Source organism: Maribellus sp. YY47, from assembly GCF_023111095.1.
Lineage (GTDB): Bacteria > Bacteroidota > Bacteroidia > Bacteroidales > Prolixibacteraceae > Draconibacterium.
Genome location: NZ_JALGYW010000018.1, coordinates 1 through 17,125 on the forward strand (window position 1 = coordinate 1; position 17,125 = coordinate 17,125).

The 17,125-nt window shown below is 38.9% G+C and carries 14 protein-coding genes and 2 tRNA genes; 7 read left to right on the forward strand and 9 right to left on the reverse strand.

Annotated elements, in window-relative coordinates:
• The first annotated feature begins 128 nt into the window (after nt 1-128).
• The gene (locus MR764_RS14825) at nt 129-842 is read left to right on the forward strand and encodes a hypothetical protein (RefSeq protein ID WP_247980221.1); all 714 of its coding nucleotides are present in this window, start codon (nt 129-131) and stop codon (nt 840-842) included.
• A gap of 194 nt (nt 843-1,036) precedes the next feature.
• Here MR764_RS14825 and MR764_RS14830 read toward each other — a convergent pair.
• Nucleotides 1,037-1,111: transfer RNA gene (locus tag MR764_RS14830), tRNA-Pro, on the reverse strand.
• Between the two features lie 12 nt (nt 1,112-1,123).
• A tRNA-Ser gene (locus MR764_RS14835) sits at nt 1,124-1,210 on the reverse strand.
• Nucleotides 1,211-1,634: 424 nt separating this feature from the next.
• On the opposite strand from MR764_RS14835, the gene folE reads away from it, so the two are divergent.
• The 5 genes from folE (at nt 1,635) to MR764_RS14860 (ending at nt 7,126) form a co-directional block, all read left to right on the forward strand.
• Complete coding sequence (gene folE, locus MR764_RS14840; RefSeq protein ID WP_247980222.1) at nt 1,635-2,357, forward strand: GTP cyclohydrolase I FolE; 723 nt, start codon at nt 1,635-1,637, stop codon at nt 2,355-2,357.
• A gap of 168 nt (nt 2,358-2,525) precedes the next feature.
• A complete protein-coding gene (gene glyA / locus MR764_RS14845) occupies nt 2,526-3,806 on the forward strand; it encodes a serine hydroxymethyltransferase (RefSeq protein WP_247980223.1) in 1,281 nt (426 codons plus the stop codon).
• Nucleotides 3,807-3,931: 125 nt separating this feature from the next.
• Complete coding sequence (locus MR764_RS14850; RefSeq protein ID WP_247980224.1) at nt 3,932-4,678, forward strand: hypothetical protein; 747 nt, start codon at nt 3,932-3,934, stop codon at nt 4,676-4,678.
• A gap of 362 nt (nt 4,679-5,040) precedes the next feature.
• Entirely contained in the window at nt 5,041-5,628 is a 588-nt protein-coding gene (locus MR764_RS14855) for a sigma-70 family RNA polymerase sigma factor (protein WP_247980225.1), read from the forward strand.
• Entirely contained in the window at nt 5,618-7,126 is a 1,509-nt protein-coding gene (locus MR764_RS14860) for a hypothetical protein (RefSeq protein ID WP_247980226.1), read from the forward strand. Before MR764_RS14855 ends, MR764_RS14860 begins: the two co-directional genes overlap by 11 nt.
• Before the next feature lie 122 nt (nt 7,127-7,248).
• Here MR764_RS14860 and MR764_RS14865 read toward each other — a convergent pair whose 3' ends face one another.
• Complete coding sequence (locus MR764_RS14865; protein WP_247980227.1) at nt 7,249-10,122, reverse strand: CHAT domain-containing tetratricopeptide repeat protein; 2,874 nt, start codon at nt 10,120-10,122, stop codon at nt 7,249-7,251.
• Nucleotides 10,123-10,257: 135 nt separating this feature from the next.
• Between MR764_RS14865 and MR764_RS14870 the strand changes: the two genes are divergently transcribed.
• Nucleotides 10,258-10,410 (forward strand): hypothetical protein, encoded by a 153-nt coding sequence (locus tag MR764_RS14870; RefSeq protein ID WP_247980228.1) that lies wholly within the window; start codon nt 10,258-10,260, stop codon nt 10,408-10,410.
• Between the two features lie 184 nt (nt 10,411-10,594).
• Here MR764_RS14870 and MR764_RS14875 read toward each other — a convergent pair whose 3' ends face one another.
• From MR764_RS14875 to guaA, 6 genes are all read right to left on the reverse strand, one after another.
• A complete protein-coding gene (locus MR764_RS14875) occupies nt 10,595-11,731 on the reverse strand; it encodes a THUMP domain-containing protein (protein ID WP_247980229.1) in 1,137 nt (378 codons plus the stop codon).
• A 13-nt stretch (nt 11,732-11,744) separates the two neighbouring features.
• Nucleotides 11,745-12,671, reverse strand: coding sequence for a serine O-acetyltransferase EpsC (gene epsC / locus MR764_RS14880; RefSeq protein ID WP_247980230.1), 927 nt, complete (start codon nt 12,669-12,671; stop codon nt 11,745-11,747).
• Nucleotides 12,672-12,756: 85 nt separating this feature from the next.
• The gene (locus MR764_RS14885) at nt 12,757-13,281 is read right to left on the reverse strand and encodes an ATP-binding protein (RefSeq protein ID WP_247980231.1); all 525 of its coding nucleotides are present in this window, start codon (nt 13,279-13,281) and stop codon (nt 12,757-12,759) included.
• Nucleotides 13,265-13,876 carry a nicotinamide riboside transporter PnuC gene (gene pnuC / locus MR764_RS14890; RefSeq protein ID WP_247980232.1) on the reverse strand — a complete coding sequence of 204 codons (612 nt, stop codon included), beginning with the start codon at nt 13,874-13,876 and terminating at the stop codon, nt 13,265-13,267. The genes MR764_RS14885 and pnuC overlap by 17 nt, the downstream gene beginning before the upstream one ends.
• Before the next feature lie 2 nt (nt 13,877-13,878).
• Nucleotides 13,879-15,507 (reverse strand): S41 family peptidase, encoded by a 1,629-nt coding sequence (locus tag MR764_RS14895; RefSeq protein ID WP_247980233.1) that lies wholly within the window; start codon nt 15,505-15,507, stop codon nt 13,879-13,881.
• A gap of 72 nt (nt 15,508-15,579) precedes the next feature.
• Nucleotides 15,580-17,109 carry a glutamine-hydrolyzing GMP synthase gene (gene guaA / locus MR764_RS14900; protein ID WP_247980234.1) on the reverse strand — a complete coding sequence of 510 codons (1,530 nt, stop codon included), beginning with the start codon at nt 17,107-17,109 and terminating at the stop codon, nt 15,580-15,582.
• Between the last annotated feature and the right edge of the window lie 16 nt (nt 17,110-17,125).

The window sequence follows — 17,125 nt, forward strand, 5'->3', positions numbered from 1 at the left end:
TCTCAGTGACAACTTGCAATTTAAAGGACATCGAATAGTCCTTCTGTGTACGCTTAACGTACTGTGAATGATTGATTTCTTTCATAACGCTACTTTTTGTGTAACGCTATTTCAGGACGAGACAAAATATGAATAGAAAAGTAGTAGTAATAATAATGACTTTTTTAATTGTTGCTTTAGTAGGCTGTAATAGCATAAAAGTTGTAAGGGAAAAAACAGAGTGGTGTGATTTGTGGTGGGGAAACGAAGCAGATATTACGAAGCCCCGGGTGCTGTTTATCGGAAACTCTATTTCCAGAGCTTATTTTCCTTATGCATCAGAAATATTGCATGATTTTGCTAACTGCGATCGTTATAGTTCTTCGCGAAGTATTACTGATCCTGCACTTTTGGAAGAGACCAAAATTGCGATGGCGAAATATGACCATGCTGTCATTGTTTTCAATAATGGCCTTCACGGCTGGCATCTTTCAGGTTCTGAATACGAAGACGGGTTACGTAAATATGTTAAGTTTTTAAAGTCTAGGAAAGCAAAAAATTGTAAGTTAATTTATGCACTTATAACACCTGTGTCGTCAGGAGAAGCTGGTGTTAAACTAGACCCGGGAAAGAATGGAATAGTGCTGGAGCGAAACCAGATTGCCGAAACGATTATGAAAGAAAACAACATCGATGTTATCGATTTATATGGGCTAATGGAGCCAGAGTTGGAGAAATATAGTATTGAAAAAGGAGATTTGCATTATAACAGTGATGGTTACAAACGAATTGCCAATGCCCTTTTCCTATTAATTGTTTTGCAAAGTTGCGCTGAGATAAAATATCTATCATCATGCCTTTAGATGTGATTTGATTTTCCATGATTATAAATTTTGAATTCATGGATAACTACTTGCAATGGAATACGATAGTTGCAATGGGAGGAGTATTTTTTATTTGCAAAAGAAGATCAAAAAATAATTCATTTTGTATGCAAAATATATGCAAATAAAAAAGAGTCACAAGAAATAAACCTTGTAACTCTTTGATTTTCAAGTCGGGATACCAGGATTCGAACCTGGGACCCCCTGCTCCCAAAGCAGGTGCGCTAACCGGACTGCGCTACATCCCGAATTATTTATCGCGGAGAGAGGGGGATTCGAACCCCCGGTACGGTTACCCGTACGGCAGTTTAGCAAACTGCTGGTTTCAGCCACTCACCCATCTCTCCAGAATAGGATTAACGTTGCTAAATTTCATCTCGCCTCTCAGCGAATTCATTTTAACTTTATCACAATTTCAAAAAACGCGTTGTTTTTTCGTGCGTGCAAAAGTAGAAATTGTTTTAATATTGGCAAAGCTTTTACCTAAAAAAACGAAACTTTTTTTCGTGGCAGTTTCTCCTAATTCTATAGGTAATTCATAAATGATTTTATATCAATTATTAGCACTCAAAATGCATAGAATCGTTAATCTATTTGTTTTTTATCTGTTTTATTTTCTTCTGTACGAATTCTCCGACAAAGCGGATCTTTAAAATGGTGGAGTAGTATTAGTAATAGTTTGTTTATATATCGGCAATTAAGTTTAAACAAAATACTAATAGGTGTGTTATTGTTCTTGTTGAAAACAGAAAACAAATAAATAAGTGCGCAATGAAAATTGATATTCAAAATAAAAAGCTGAATGGAGTCAACGGATCTCATTCGAACGGACATTCAAATCATCATGATAATGGTTATGATGTGATAGGAGATAATCATGTCGGGACTTCGATTGATACACCAATGAGAGCTGATGCTTTTGAGCGTTCGGATGAAGAGAAAATGGTCATAATTGAAGATCGTTTCAGAGAAATAATGGAAGTAATGGGGTTGGACCTTACGGATGATAGTTTGCGTGGCACTCCACACCGCGTGGCGAAAATGTTCGTTAAAGAAGTATTTTACGGACTCAATCCGGAAAATAAGCCCAAAATTTCGGTTTTTGAAAACAAATTCAAGTATGGTGAAATGTTGGTTGAGAAGAATATTAATATGAATTCAACTTGCGAACACCATTTTTTGCCGATTGTTGGTAAAGCCCATGTCGCCTATATATCAAATGGAGAAGTGATCGGTTTAAGCAAGATCAACCGGATTGTTGATTATTATGCTCGTCGTCCACAGGTACAGGAGCGACTTACGGTTCAGATCGCTAACGAATTGAAGAAAGTATTAAAGACCGATGATGTGGCGATTGTAATTGATGCCAAACACATGTGTGTATCTTCCCGTGGAATTCAGGATGAAAGCAGCAGCACGGTAACGGCAGAATATTCAGGTCGGTTTAAAGAACGTTCGACACGCGAAGAATTTCTGAAATACATCGGCTTATAATTCTTTTGCAACGCTGGAAAATCGAATTCAAAACGATTCTGAAAATTGTCTGTTTGGGGTATTGTAGATTAATTGTTTAAAAATTATATCCATTTTCTCAGATCAGCCAATTAACGACTGCTTTTATTTATATTACCTTTGTGCTTTAAAAATTTAAGATTCAAGGAAATGAAGAGAGACACTTTGGTATTTGACATTATAAAGAAGGAGCACGAGCGCCAGTTGAGCGGTATTGAGTTGATCGCTTCTGAAAACTTTGTAAGCGAGCAGGTTCTCGAAGCCATGGGCTCGGTAATGACCAACAAATATGCAGAAGGATATCCGGGTAAAAGGTATTATGGAGGTTGTCAGTTTGTAGACCAAACTGAACAATTGGCTATCGATCGCATCAAAGAAATTTACGGTGCAGAATGGGCCAATGTACAACCACACTCCGGAGCTCAGGCTAATGCTGCTGTTTTAAGTGTGATTTTGAATCCGGGTGATTCTTTTCTGGGGCTGGACCTTTCTCACGGAGGTCACCTTTCTCACGGATCACCGGTAAACTCGTCGGGTATACTTTATAACCCGATTGCCTACAAAGTAAAAGAGGATACCGGTTTGGTGGATTACGATGAAATGGAAGCGCTGGCTATCGAGCACAAACCCAAATTGATCATCGGAGGTGCCTCGGCATACAGTCGTGAATGGGATTACAAACGCATGCGCGAGATTGCCGATAAAGTGGGGGCTTTGTTTATGGTAGATATGGCACATCCCGCCGGGTTAATTGCTGCCGGCTTGCTCGACAATCCTTTAAAATATGCACATGTTGTTACTTCAACAACTCATAAAACATTGCGTGGTCCGCGTGGTGGAATTATATTAATTGGAAAAGATTTCGAAAATCCATGGGGTATTACCACAAAAAAAGGTGAAGTTCGTACTATGTCTTCATTGCTTGATTCTGCGGTTTTCCCCGGACAGCAAGGTGGTCCGCTGGAGCATGTAATTGCAGCCAAAGCAGTGGCTTTTGGTGAAGCTCTCCAACCGGAATATAAAGAATATCAGACTCAGGTAAAAAAGAATGCCGCTGTTATGGCGCAGGCTTTTGTAGATTTAGGCTACAAAGTTATTTCGGGAGGTACTGACAACCATTCAATGTTGATTGACTTACGGACCAAGTATCCTCAAATCACAGGAAAAATGGTAGAGAATACTATCGTTAACGCAGAAATTACTGTGAACAAAAACATGGTTCCTTTCGATAGTCGTTCACCTTTCCTGACTTCAGGTTTGCGCGTTGGTACACCTGCCATTACAACGCGTGGTGTTAAAGAGGATTTAATGCCCGTGATTGTTCAGTTAATCGATGATGCAATTGCCCACATCGAAGACGAAAAAATGATCAAGTCAATTGGTGAAAAGGTTCACCTTCTAATGAAAGATTATCCGTTGTTCGCATACTAGGATTGATTATTTGAAGTTTATAAGATATGTATATGCCCCGGGAGGTTTCCCGGGGTTTTTATTTATCAATAACTGAAGAACGCTAAACGGAGTTTTTATAAAACTTAATTTTATACTTTTGTCGGGTGCAAAAATTAGGCGAAATATATCGGAAGAATGTGTACGGAGTGATGGGAACTCTTGTTTTTCATATCCTCCTGTTTACAGCTTTTCTATTGGCCGATATCGACAAGAAGGGGAATATTAAGGAAGAAGTTATTTTGATTGAGTTTCCGGATAATATTCCTGAACCGGAAATCACGGAAGAAGAGGAACCCGAACAACAGGAACCCGAACAACAGGAAGTTTCGCCCCGGACAGTAAATAATCAGACAAACATTGCTTCCAATCGCTCTGCGCGGGAAAATATCACAACCTCAAAAGACGAATTCTTCGATAATGAATATTTGAAGGAAGTGGAAGCCGCCAAACAACTGTCATCGAGTGTGAGTAACAATCTTTCAAAAGATGTTGTTGATTTGAGCGAAATAAAGATGCCGGTTGAGACGACAGAAGGTATGGACAAAGATTCGATAAAGAATGTGATCTATGCCGGTGAAAGCAACATTACGTATTACCTGGAGAACAGATATCATGTAAGTTTACCTGTTCCTGTTTATCTGGCGCAGGGTGGAGGAACTGTTATCGTTGACATAAAAGTTAATCGCCAGGGCACTGTGGTGGATGCAGTTGCGAGAAAGAATAACTCGATTCGGGATCAACAAATATTCCTTTATGCACAGGAGGCAGCATCGCGCACTATTTTTAACGCCGATGACAGTGCTCCATCCATCCAGAAAGGGACGATTCAATACACTTTCGTTGCCCAGTAATTTTCATGTTAATAAATTAAGTCTTTAACATGATTTAACACGTTTCCTTTGTTGGAAAAGCACATCCGCTTTATCTTTGTGTCACGTTTATTTTCATAAGTTTAGGTTTAGTTAGGTTAGTTAGTTTAATGAGAAAAGGATGGGTTGTTGAACCCGTCCTTTTTGTTTTTATACCCCCTTGAACATATTTTCAGCACTTTCTCTACTTTTTTTAAGATAATTTTTATCTTTATCTTTTATTGTAATTCCTTGTTTATTAGCTTAATTGATGTTTTTGTATGGGCTGATCGATAAAGTTGTGAATAGAATAGTTATAAATAAAGGGTTACCTTTTACACAATAAACGAATAATATAATAGAACATGATAAACTATACGGATGCGCAAATCCTGAAAGGAATCTTAAGGCATGATAATTTAATTTTACAGTACATCTATAAGCAGTACTATTATAAAGTAAATTATTTCATTAAGAAGAACCAGGGTAGTGAAGATGATGCCAGTGACATTTTTCAGGAAGCCATTATCGTGATTTACAGAAAATTAAAGGAAAATGATTTAATTTTCGAAAAGAGTTCTTTTCAAGGCTATTTATTTTCGGTTTGCAGATTTCTATGGTTGAAGCAACTAGAAAAACGACGGATTGAGAAAGAGAAACTAAATGATTCGTTACCCTACCAGGAAGATATTTACGATGATAATCTGGTAGAATTGGTAGATAAAAACGAAAAGTACGGTTTATATCAGAAGCATTTTAAAACCCTTAGTTCTGATTGCCAGAAGTTGCTGCAACTATTTTTCGAAAAAGTCTCACTTAAAGAAATTGCAAGTATTATGGGATTTAAAACGGAGAAATATGCAAAAACCCGAAAGTTCAAGTGTAAAGAGCTGCTTATAAGAAGAATTAAGCAAGATACAGAATTTAAAAAAATACTTGAAGATGACACCTAAAACAGAATTAATTGGACGCATTGAAGACTATTGTTTAGACTTAATGGACGCGCAGCAAAAAATTGAATTCGAAAAAGAACTGGAATTCGCTCAAGAGCTGAAAGAAGAAGTAGAACTTCATAAAAATCTACAAGCCGCAGTGCTGGAAATGGACGTGTTAAACCTCAAAGGCAAACTCCAGGAAATTCAGGAGGAAGCAAAGTCAGAGAATCATAAAAACGGTTCATTCGCGTTACTCGAGGATTTAGAAGAAATTCATGAGCTGACAGATGAATTGACGTTTGAAGAGCTGATTGACAGCTTCGAAGCGTTACCTAAAGTTCATGTTTATCAACATGGAAAGACAAGTAACGAGAATATTCATCATTTCTACAAAGAACAGAGTGAAAACAGCGTTGAGGTCAACGGTTTCGATGAAGAATTGAACGGTTTTGACTTTGAAGATATGGAAGGGCTGGAGGAAGCTATTCTGGAGGCCGATATAATGAACTTCAGGGAAACCCTTCAGCAGGTTGCGAAATCAGTTGAACCACAATATTCTGCCGAAGAAATAGATGAATATTTAAACGGAGAAATGGGAGACGACATTCTGGCTGAGTTTGAAGCTGAAATGAAGCAAAATAAGCAATTACGTGACGAAGTAAATCTGCACATGGAATTGGAAGCTGCACTTGGAGAATTTGATGTAATGCAGCTAAGAAACGAAATGAGCAATATCATGGAAGCAGAAACTTCCTGGAATGTAAGTGAAAGCACAATTGAAGACTTTATCGACGGAATTCTGGAAGAAGACCTGTTGGAAGAGTTTGGTGCTGAATTAAAAGAAAATACTGATCTGATGGCTGAAGTTGCCCTGCGGGAGAATATCAATGCAGCCATAGGAGAGAAAGATATTATATCGTTACGAGATCGATTGACAGATGCACGCCGAGGAGCTGAAAAGCAAGAAGTAAAATCGATCGTAATGCCACGATTCGATGTTCAGTCAACCCGATTCTGGCGGAACAGTGTTGCAATGATCATTGTTTTGATCGGTCTCGCGGGGATTTTAAATACCGGAATGCAGTCGACTGAAAGAACCTACGACAAATACTTCGAGACTCCTGCATGGGCTTCTGAACGTTCTCTGAGCTCGAGTCTGGACGCCATACAAACGGCAAAGATTTATTTCCAGCAGTCGGAGTATGATAAAGTGTTGGGAATATTGGAGAATGTAAATCCACAGCAGGACGAAGCGTTTGTGGTTCAATTTTATAAAGGATTAAGTTATCAGAATTTAAATCAGTTCGACAAAGCAATTCAAGAGTATGGTAAGGTTATAAATCATGGAAATAACCTGTTTGTAGAAGAGGCGGAATGGTACAAATCGCTGTGTTACCTGAAAGAGAATAAAAAGAGTGAAGCAAGAAATGAGCTCTTGGCAGTAATTGACCGAAAAGGACATTACCAAAAAGATGCAAAAGCAATACTTCGAAAACTTAAGTACACGTTTAAATAAATTTTGATCGGTCAAAAGTAGATTGATTCAATTTTAAATACACATTCACCTTAAAGATTGAATCGAGAAACAAAATCGACATACACATTCAACGGAAATAGATTTATTCGTAAAATACACATTCACGAAGCCTGTCTTTTTAGACGGGCTTTTTTGATGCGCACTATTTGATCGATGGAGAAAACTAGAATGAGTAGAATAAGAATTCCAAAGAAATAAATGTCATAACTGGTATAGAGAGGGGAATTATCGCCGATGCATTTAAAACTCATCCAATAGTGAGGATGTGCAAGTCGCGAATTCGAATGATCAAGATATTCTATTTTCGCTAATCGTAATGCTTCGTCTTTGGTTTTTCCTTTTTTTAGATTTTTGTAAAAGGCAGTCATTATTTCAGTACCTGCCTGATCCTCGACTTCCCACAACGAAACGACTATTGAAGGACAGCCGGCATAAAGAAAACCTCGGGAAAGACTCATCAACCCTTCTCCTTTTTGCATTTTACCTACGCCTGTATTACAAGCACTTAATACGGCTAGTCTTGTGTTTCTTAAATTTAGGTTGTAAATGTCAGCTGTGTTTAGCCAACCGTCTTTGTTCAGCTCTTCATTTGTTGTTTTTGGCATCGGCGAAAACGCAAGTCTCGAAAATGCAGGAAGAGAATCGTTAATGTAGGCATGCATGGCCAGGTGTAATATGTCGTATTTCTGGCTAAGTTCTCTGAATCGCTCTTCAGTAGCCTCCTGCCCCCTGAAAACATCGGATTTTACCGTGTTGGCAATAGCATCCACTTCTTTTTGCACACCGGGTAGCGGCATCAAGGTGTAGCGGGCATTCGAAAGCTCAAAGCTCTCTGAATTGTAAACAGGAGCAAATGCCAGTGTGCGATTTTTAAGGTGTCGCTTGGTGTTACTGTTCTTAAAGTAAATATTTGCAGAATTTGCATAGTTGATGTTGTAATCCCTGATCAAATAGTTCAATTTCGAGAAATCAATGACCTGGCTGGTGTCTGGCATTGATTGGATTAAACCGTCAAATGCAATGTAGTTCAGTTGACCGTCGGGTATAACAATGAGGTCTTTATTTTGGATCACATATTGGAAAGGCTGTATCAGTAAGGTGTATATGTCATTGGCCGACTGGCAGTATAGTTTAGAATCTTGGTTGTGGGTGAACAGAAAATTAGGCGTTGTCATGAAATGAAACATGTACTGCAACGACTGCTCTTTTTCTGACGATATATTTTGGCACGTGAAAAATTTGTTGTCCTTGGTAACAACAAAAGAAAAGAGTTTCGAGGTTGAATCCGTTTGGCTAATAGAGTATTCCAGTATCGCTTCGTTCTTTTTAAGCTTCTTTTGAATATCGTTTATACCAAGCATTGACGTAGAATATTTCAGATTGTAGTAATCCGGATATTCTTCTTCCAACAGGCGATTTAGTTCGTTACGTCTTTTCGAGGCCTCAAAAATCTTACTGTTGTATTCTTCAACTAATTTTGAATCAACGCTATCCTTATTCTGTTCCTCAAATAATTTTTCATTGAAAGTAGATATTGTGCTGTTTAATTTATTTTCCAATTCTAAAAGTGTGTCTGGTATCAGACTGTTTTGCTGGGCTAAGTCGTTGGATATTTTGTCAAAAACAGCGCTGCTTTTCATCTGTTCAGCATTTTTGAACGCAAGATTGAGATACTCTTCATCCTGGTTGTGTTCGTATGCCAGATAAGCGGTCTCAATCGCTTTTGAGAATGTTGATGATTCAAGTTTAGCCAACTGCAATTTACTTTCATCACTGGAGATTTCCATTCGCGCTCGTTGAATCAAGTTACTGGTTGTTTTATAAAAATTCAGAGCATGATCCAGTGAATTCAGATATGACTCATCTTTAGTGTCAGCGTTTAATGTGGCAATTTCAGAGTAAGTATCGGCTATGGCTTTAAGGAGAACTACACAATCGGTGAACGACAAACAATTATCTGTGGTAAGATCTTCGATTTTTAATTCATCGTCTTTCTTGTAAAGTGCCTTCAAACTCTCGTTATAAGATTGTACGGCATCTTCCAAATTCCTCTTTTTTTGCTGTTTAAACGAAAGTACACTTGGAGACTTGACGGGTTTATTTCTTAAGAATTCTGCTTGATACTCATAATATCGAGATAATTCAACCCCTCTTTTTTTCTGGCTCTTTTGGATGATATCAAATGCCTTATTTAATACGATTAATCCTTCTTCGTATTCCGAAATTCTAGTCAGAAACTCTGAATAGTTAAGATAAGTAATGGCTGTTTGTAAATGGTCTTTCCCATAGTATGATTTAACCAAGTCCAAGTTCTTTTCATAATAAAGTTTGGCTAAGCTAATATTGTCTATTTTTTGGTAAATAATACCTAGTAGTTCTAAATAGTAAATCCTGTTAAAAGTGTCTGCTTCGTCCTTGTATTTATTTAATATCTCAAGTGCTTTGTTGAATTCTTTTGTTAAGCTATAAATTTCTGCGATAGCATAATTTGCATCATAGATGTCTTCATACTCAATTGTTTCTTGATTTAAGAATATCGTTAGCGCTTGATTAAAATAATGTAAGGCATTATTATAGTCAAGTTTTGCTCTGTATACGTTTCCGATGTTCCTATATAGCCTGCCAAGATTTATTAAATTGGAATCGTTGCGTAATAGGTAATTGCGTTCTGCGACTTCATAAAATTGAAGAGCTTTCTCATTTTGACCTTGAGCTTTGTAAGAGATGCCAATCGCTAAATAAACTTGGGCTAAAAAATAATTTTGTTCACCGTAAATTTTTTTTCGATAAGCTAAACTTAGTTTAAAAGAATCCAATGCATCAGAATATCTACCTTCGGCATGAAGAGTATATCCAGAACGAAGTAAGTTGTTGGCTTTCATTCGGGATGTCGTGATGCTGTCGGTCTGCCCATAGAGAAAAATTGGGAGAAGAAGCAAACAAAAGATTAGGTGAACTTTCTCTTTTTTGAGCATTTTTTGAATGTGATTTACATTGGCAAGATAAAAGAATTTTAATTTTTCTTCAAAGAGGGGGGTTACCTTTTTTGCCTTTTCAGAATATATAAGTGAATGTGTATTTAAAAAATTAACGAATTAATCTATTTTATCATGAAAAGGGTACTGGGACAAACAACTGAAAACACTTTTGCTAACTTCAATTTTGACGTTTTGACTACAGAAGAAATGAGAACCTTAAAAGGTGGTGATGAGTCAAGACCAAAATCAAGAGATAAAGACGTTTTCGATACAATTGAAGGATAATTCTTCAAATCATAAGCTGTTTTATTTTTATTGTCTTATAGGATAAAGTATCCTTGTTTAACTATGATTAATACGTTTTTTTAATTTAGGAAGAAGAGTAGCCTATATACAGAACCAATTAAGTTGTTAGTACAGGGGGTTAAGACGCAACGTTTTAAACCCCTTTTGGTTTGATTAATTCAGCTCAACTTCGTTTTCCGCTAAAAAGCTCGTATTTGTTAAAGTTACACTCCAAAGCTCCATTATACAGCTCAAGTTTTGCACTTGGTTTTAAGCCAATCGATTTCATGCTTTCTTTGGCAGAGCTGATAATCCACGCTTCATTTTCCGGATAATGGTGTTTTAACCGTTCTCCAATCATTTGATACAAACTGTCGAGGTCATTACTTTTTAGGCGTTCACCATATGGAGGATTGGTAATAATTGTACCATTCTGCATGTTCGTTTCCAGTTTTGCAAAATCGGATACAGCAAAACTAATTTTGTTAAAAACCAGTGCTCGTCTGGCATTCGTTTGTGCATTTAACAGATTTCCTGCCGATATGTCTGAAGCATATATTTTATAGCGGAATTCCCGCTTTTCCGAAGGTTCAGTAACTTGAGCCCACAATAGTTGATCATAATCGTTCCAGCTTTGGAAGGCAAATTCTTTTCTGAATTTTGCTGCCGGAATATTTTGAGCAATCATTGCAGCTTCAATAACAATGGTTCCGGAACCACACATTGGATCCATAAAGTCAGAATTGCCATACCAGCCAGCGAGCATAATCATACCTGCCGCCAATACTTCGTTCAAGGGCGCATCTCCCTGCTTTATTCGATACCCTCTTTTGTGCAACGATTCACCGGAACTATCTAGAGAAATGGTACAGGTATTCTGATAAATATGAACATTGATGATTATATCAGGGGTATTGGTGTCAACATTGGGACGTTTGCCCTGTTTTTCCCTAAAATAATCGGCAATGGCATCTTTTACTTTGAGCGATGCAAACATGGAATTACGGAAATCTCTCGAATTCACAACTACACTGTCTATAGCAAAGCTCTCTTCAATACCCAAATACTTGGACCAGTCAATGTTTTTACATTTCAGGTAAAACTGGTCGACATTTTTAAATTGGAAATGATCGATTTCCTTTAAAACTTTCAACGCCGTCCTTAAATAATAATTCGAACGGTAGATCATTTCCAGATTTCCTTCGTAATACACCGCTCTATTTCCGCGATGTACATTTTTTCCCCCCAGACGTTTCACCTCTTTGGCGAGTACATCTTCCAATCCAGCAAAAGTCTTTGCTATTAGTCTATATTCTTTCAATATGTTGATTTTATCAAATACCGGCTCCGTCGGTAAATGTTGATTCTTTTGGTCTTTTTTGAATAATACGCGAGTTGGCCGGAAGGTCGTTTGTAACCCATACGTTACCTCCGATTACCGAACCTTTCCCGATGGTTACACGGCCTAAAATAGTTGCTCCTGCGTAGATAACCACATCATCTTCCACGATTGGATGACGCGGAATACCTTTTATTGGATTCCCACTTTCGTCAAGCGGAAAACTTTTGGCGCCCAAAGTTACTCCCTGATAAATTTTTACGTTGCAGCCAATAATGCTGGTAGAACCTATTACGACTCCGGTTCCGTGATCGATGGTAAAGCTTTCACCAATTTGAGCTTTGGGATGTATGTCTATTCCTGTTTCGCTATGCGCCATTTCCGAAATTATGCGAGGCAACAGCGGAACCTCAAGTTGCAGCAGGCGATGTGCCAGGCGGTAGTTGGTGATGGCCCGGATTCCCGGATAACTAAAAATAACTTCGCCGTAGTTCTTAGCTGCCGGGTCGTTCAAAAATGTTGCTTCAACGTCGGTTACCAGCTGACGTCTCATTTCAGGTAGAAATTCAATCAGTTCGATTGTATTTTGTTCCGCTTTTGAACGGTGTTTCTCTATTTTGTTGATGGTTGTATCTTCACATTCGAAACACATACCCGCAAGAATTTCTCCATTAAGCAACTCATAAAGCTCATCGATATAAACACCCATGTAGTGCTTGGTAGTTTCCCCCCGAAGCGTTGTGTTTCCAAAATATCCGGGAAAAAGAATCTCACGAACGAGCTCGATAATCCTGAGAATATTTTTGTTGGAAGGCAGAGGTTCTCCCTTAAAATGCTCGTGGCAAACCAGCCTGTATGATTCCGGTTCACTCAGTTTATCAATGGTACTCTGTAATCGGGTCTCGAATTCCTGTGTAGTCATAATCTTTTGTCTTTTGCAAAGCTAAACACTATCGTTTAACAATTTACAGTTAAGAACGAATTATTGGAAATTTTGTTGATGAAGTTTAAAATTGCTTGTCGATGAAAGCTATTGCATTTTGAATTCGATTCTGATCAACTCCTCGCACAACTTTAAATGGGAAGCCATATTTTTTTATTTCATCAATGTACTTCGACTGGAGAAGGTTGCGATTTTCTCCTCCGTTTTCCCGAACCGGATCTGCCATCCATGGAAGATCGGTGTCGCAGACGAGAAACAGATCAATATTGCAATTTATGATCTCTTTTTCAATCCAATCAGGAACCTTGTTAAAAACGACTTCAAACCAGATTTTAGTTATGAGCAGCCAGGTATCCAGAAATATCACTTTGAAGTTTGATTGAGTGAGCTCATGGTATTGTTTGAGTTGCTGGTGGGCAATGTATTCCACATCTTCGAAGGTGTACTTCCTGTTCAGATTTTGAATATATGCGCGGGCATATTCCGGAATAAAAGGAACATTATAGTGCTCTGACAAAGATTTTGCAAGGCTGCTTTTCCCGGTTGATTCAGCACCGGTGATGGCTATTATTTTAGGATATTGCTTCAACTTTCTTTAGTAAATCTTTTCTCCATTCAACATACCCGAAAATGGCCATTACGGTGTAAATCGCAAACAGGATAACTGTCGGCCACAGTTGCTTGTATATATAAAGGCCTGCAGAAACTGCATCGACAAAAATCCAGATAAGCCAGTGTTCAATGTATTTTTTTGCCAGCATCCAGGTTGCCACAATGCTTAACGCGGTAGTCAGCGAATCCATGTAAGGAACATCTGAATCCGTGAAATTCTTCAGAATAAAGAGTATACCAACGTATAAAATGATGGAGGATGCGATTAAAAGGTAGCGAAGGTTTTTTGTTGTTATTCGAACCGGAACATGCTCGCTGTTGTCCGGTTTTTTACCTTTCATCCAGAAATACCATCCATACAAGCTAATGGCTACGTAATACACCTGCAATCCCATGTCTGCATAAAGCTTTGCATTAAAGAATACAATCACATACAGAAATGAAGATATTAGTCCGGTGGGCCAGGTAAAAATATTCTGGCGAATGGAAAAAAAGATGTACACAATGCCAAGAATGGCTCCCAATACCTCTGTTTGATGCACTGAAAGCCATTCCAAAATTATTTCGGCCATAATTATTCGTTCGTTACGAGTAGTCCCTCGTATTCTTTTTTGTCGTCAAATACCTGGAGCGCCTTGTTTATTTCAGGATCGTCCTCATTCAGGATTTTATACATGTCGTTTCGCGAATACACATCACGAGCGATAAAAGCCTTTAACTCCTGTTTTAGCTTATCGGTTATAAAAGGAAGACTTTCATCGTTTCTCTCGACATCTTCTTTTTCTCCCAGGCTTACAATTTCCTCAATAATTTCGTCATTAATCGTAAATCCACGGTTGAATTGCTCGAATTTTGGGTATTTCTTTTGCAGATCGTCACGGTTGATGTCGATAAAATCGAGAACATAGTTATAAATCACGTTCTTTCTTCTCAACTGGTTGAGGTAAACGTAGTATTGTGAAGTGTCGAGCGGCACAAAAATATCGGGCATAACACCGCCACCACCGTAAACACTTCTTCCGTTAACTAAAGTTTTGTGTTTTAACGAAGTATCAAAATGAATACTGTCGGCATTAAACATTTCTCCGTTACTCATCCGGTTGGCATAGTCTTTTCGGTATTCGCTAACTCCTTCTTCGTAAGATTTCTGAATGCATCGGCCACTTGGCGTATAATAATGAGCGGTTGTAAGCCGAACCATCGATCCATCGGTGAGGAAGAACGGTTTCTGAACTAGTCCTTTGCCAAATGAACGGCGGCCGATTATCAGTCCGCGATCCCAGTCCTGAATGGCCCCTGATACAATTTCACTTGCCGAGGCCGAACCTTCGTTGACTAAAATCACCAACTTGCCTGTTTCGAATAAACCTTTGGCTGATGCATCGTAGTCGCGTTTGGGATCGTGCAATCCACTGGTATAAACAATCAATTTATTATCATCCAAAAACTGATCGGAAATTTCAATGGCAGTTTTTAAATAGCCGCCTCCGTTATTGCGCAGGTCGAGCACAAGGTTTTCCAGACCTTTTTGCGACAATTCTTTCATCGCATCAACAAACTCGTCGTTTGTGGTGGCTGAAAACCGGCTGAGCTTTATGTAACCTGTGTTTTTATTCAGCATGTATGACGCATCGAGACTGAAAATCGGAATTTTGTCGCGAATAATGGTAAAAGCCAGTAACTCACCTTCCGTTTTACGAAGGACTTTCAGATTTACCTTGGTCCCCTTGTCTCCGCGAAGCATATCAAAAACATCGGTATTTTTAATACCTATTCCTGCAATGTTTTTACCATCCACTTCTACAATCCTGTCGCCGGCACGTAAGCCAACTTTTTCAGATGGGCCTCCGGCAATGGTAGTTGTAACCAGCAACGTATCCTTGTAAATATTAAAAGATATACCGATTCCTTCGAAGTTCCCCTTTAACGGTTCATTCATCTTTTCCACTTCTTCCTTTGAAATGTAGGTAGAATGCGGATCCAATTCACTTAGCACATGAATAACGGCATCTTCTGTCAGTTTTTCAACATTTGCTGAATCCACGTAATATCCATCGATTAAACGCATCAGCCTGCTGAATTTTGCCTGACTTTGCTGAACCTCCTCTTGTGCTGAAAGTTGTAAAGTAGGTATTGCTATAAATACAGCTAATAATATTTTCAGCCCCAGGTGTGACTTTTTTTGAAATTTCGCTTCAGTCATAATCTTTTCGTTAAAGAGCCTGTTTGCCTTCCCGCTATGGGTTCAAACAGGTGTTTTCAAAAAGCCTAACAACTATTCCCATTCAATTGTTGCCGGCGGTTTGGAACTGATGTCATAAACAACACGGTTGATTCCCCGTACTTTGTTAATGATCTCGTTCGACATTTTTGCAAGAAAATCGTATGGCAGGTGCACCCAGTCAGCAGTCATTCCATCGGTAGAAGTAACAGCACGCAGTGCAACTGTATTTTCGTAGGTTCTTTCGTCGCCCATAACACCCACCGATTGCACGGGAAGGAGCATAACTCCGGCTTGCCAAACATCGTCGTACAATCCCCATTTTTTCAATCCGTTGATAAAAATAGCATCGGCTTCCTGCAGGATTCTTACTTTATCCGGAGTAACATCACCCAAAATACGAATACCAAGTCCGGGCCCCGGGAACGGATGACGTCCCAGTAATTCCTGTTTAATATTGAGGGCCTTACCAACACGTCGAACTTCGTCTTTGAAAAGTAGTTTTAGAGGTTCAACTATTTTTAGTTTCATTTTCTCGGGTAGTCCACCTACATTGTGGTGAGACTTTATCGTTGCTGATGGTCCGTTTACAGAAACCGATTCGATAACATCAGGATAAATCGTTCCCTGGGCCAGCCATTTTACATCCTGGATTTTGTGCGCCTCTTCATCAAAAACTTCAATAAAGTTGCGGCCAATTATTTTTCTTTTTTGCTCAGGATCGGTAACTCCGGCCAAATCGTCCCAGAATTTTTTGCTGGCATCAACGCCAATCACATTCAGTCCCATGTCTTTGTAGGAATGCAAAACGTCCTCGAATTCATTTTTACGAAGAAGCCCGTTATCAACAAAAATACAGGTCAGGTTACTGCCAATAGCTTTGTTCAGCAAAACAGCGGCAACCGACGAATCCACTCCGCCAGAAAGTCCCAAAACCACTTTGTCGTTACCCAGTTGAGCCTTTAATTCTGCTACTGTTGTTTCCACAAATGAGTCGGGAGTCCAGTTTTGTTCGCATCCGCAAATATCAGATACAAAGTTTTCCAGTAATTTTTTGCCTTCGGTGGTGTGGTACACTTCGGGGTGAAACTGAATCGCCCAGGTGCGTTCGTCATCCACTTTGTAGGCAGCGTAGCTTACATCTTCGGTAGACGCAATTACCTTATAATTTTTCGGAAGTTTTACAATGGTATCACCGTGCGACATCCATACTTGTGAGTGAAGGCTGATATTTTTGAATAGCTCGCTGTCGTGATCGATATATCCCAGGTTGGCACGTCCGTATTCTCTTGAATCGGAAGGAGCAACTTCTCCGCCGTAAAAATGTGCCATGTACTGTGCACCGTAACAAATCCCAAGAACAGGCAAAGTACCCTTTATTTTGGAAAGATCGGGGCGGGGAGCATCTTCGTCTCGTACCGAATACGGACTGCCCGAAAGAACCACCCCTTTTACGCTCTCGTCAATCTCAGGATAGTGATTAAAAGGATGAATCTCGCAATAAACATTCAACTCGCGTATCTTCCTACCGATCAACTGCGTGTACTGCGACCCAAAGTCTAGAATTAGAATCTTTTCCTGCATGAAATTTATTTTACAT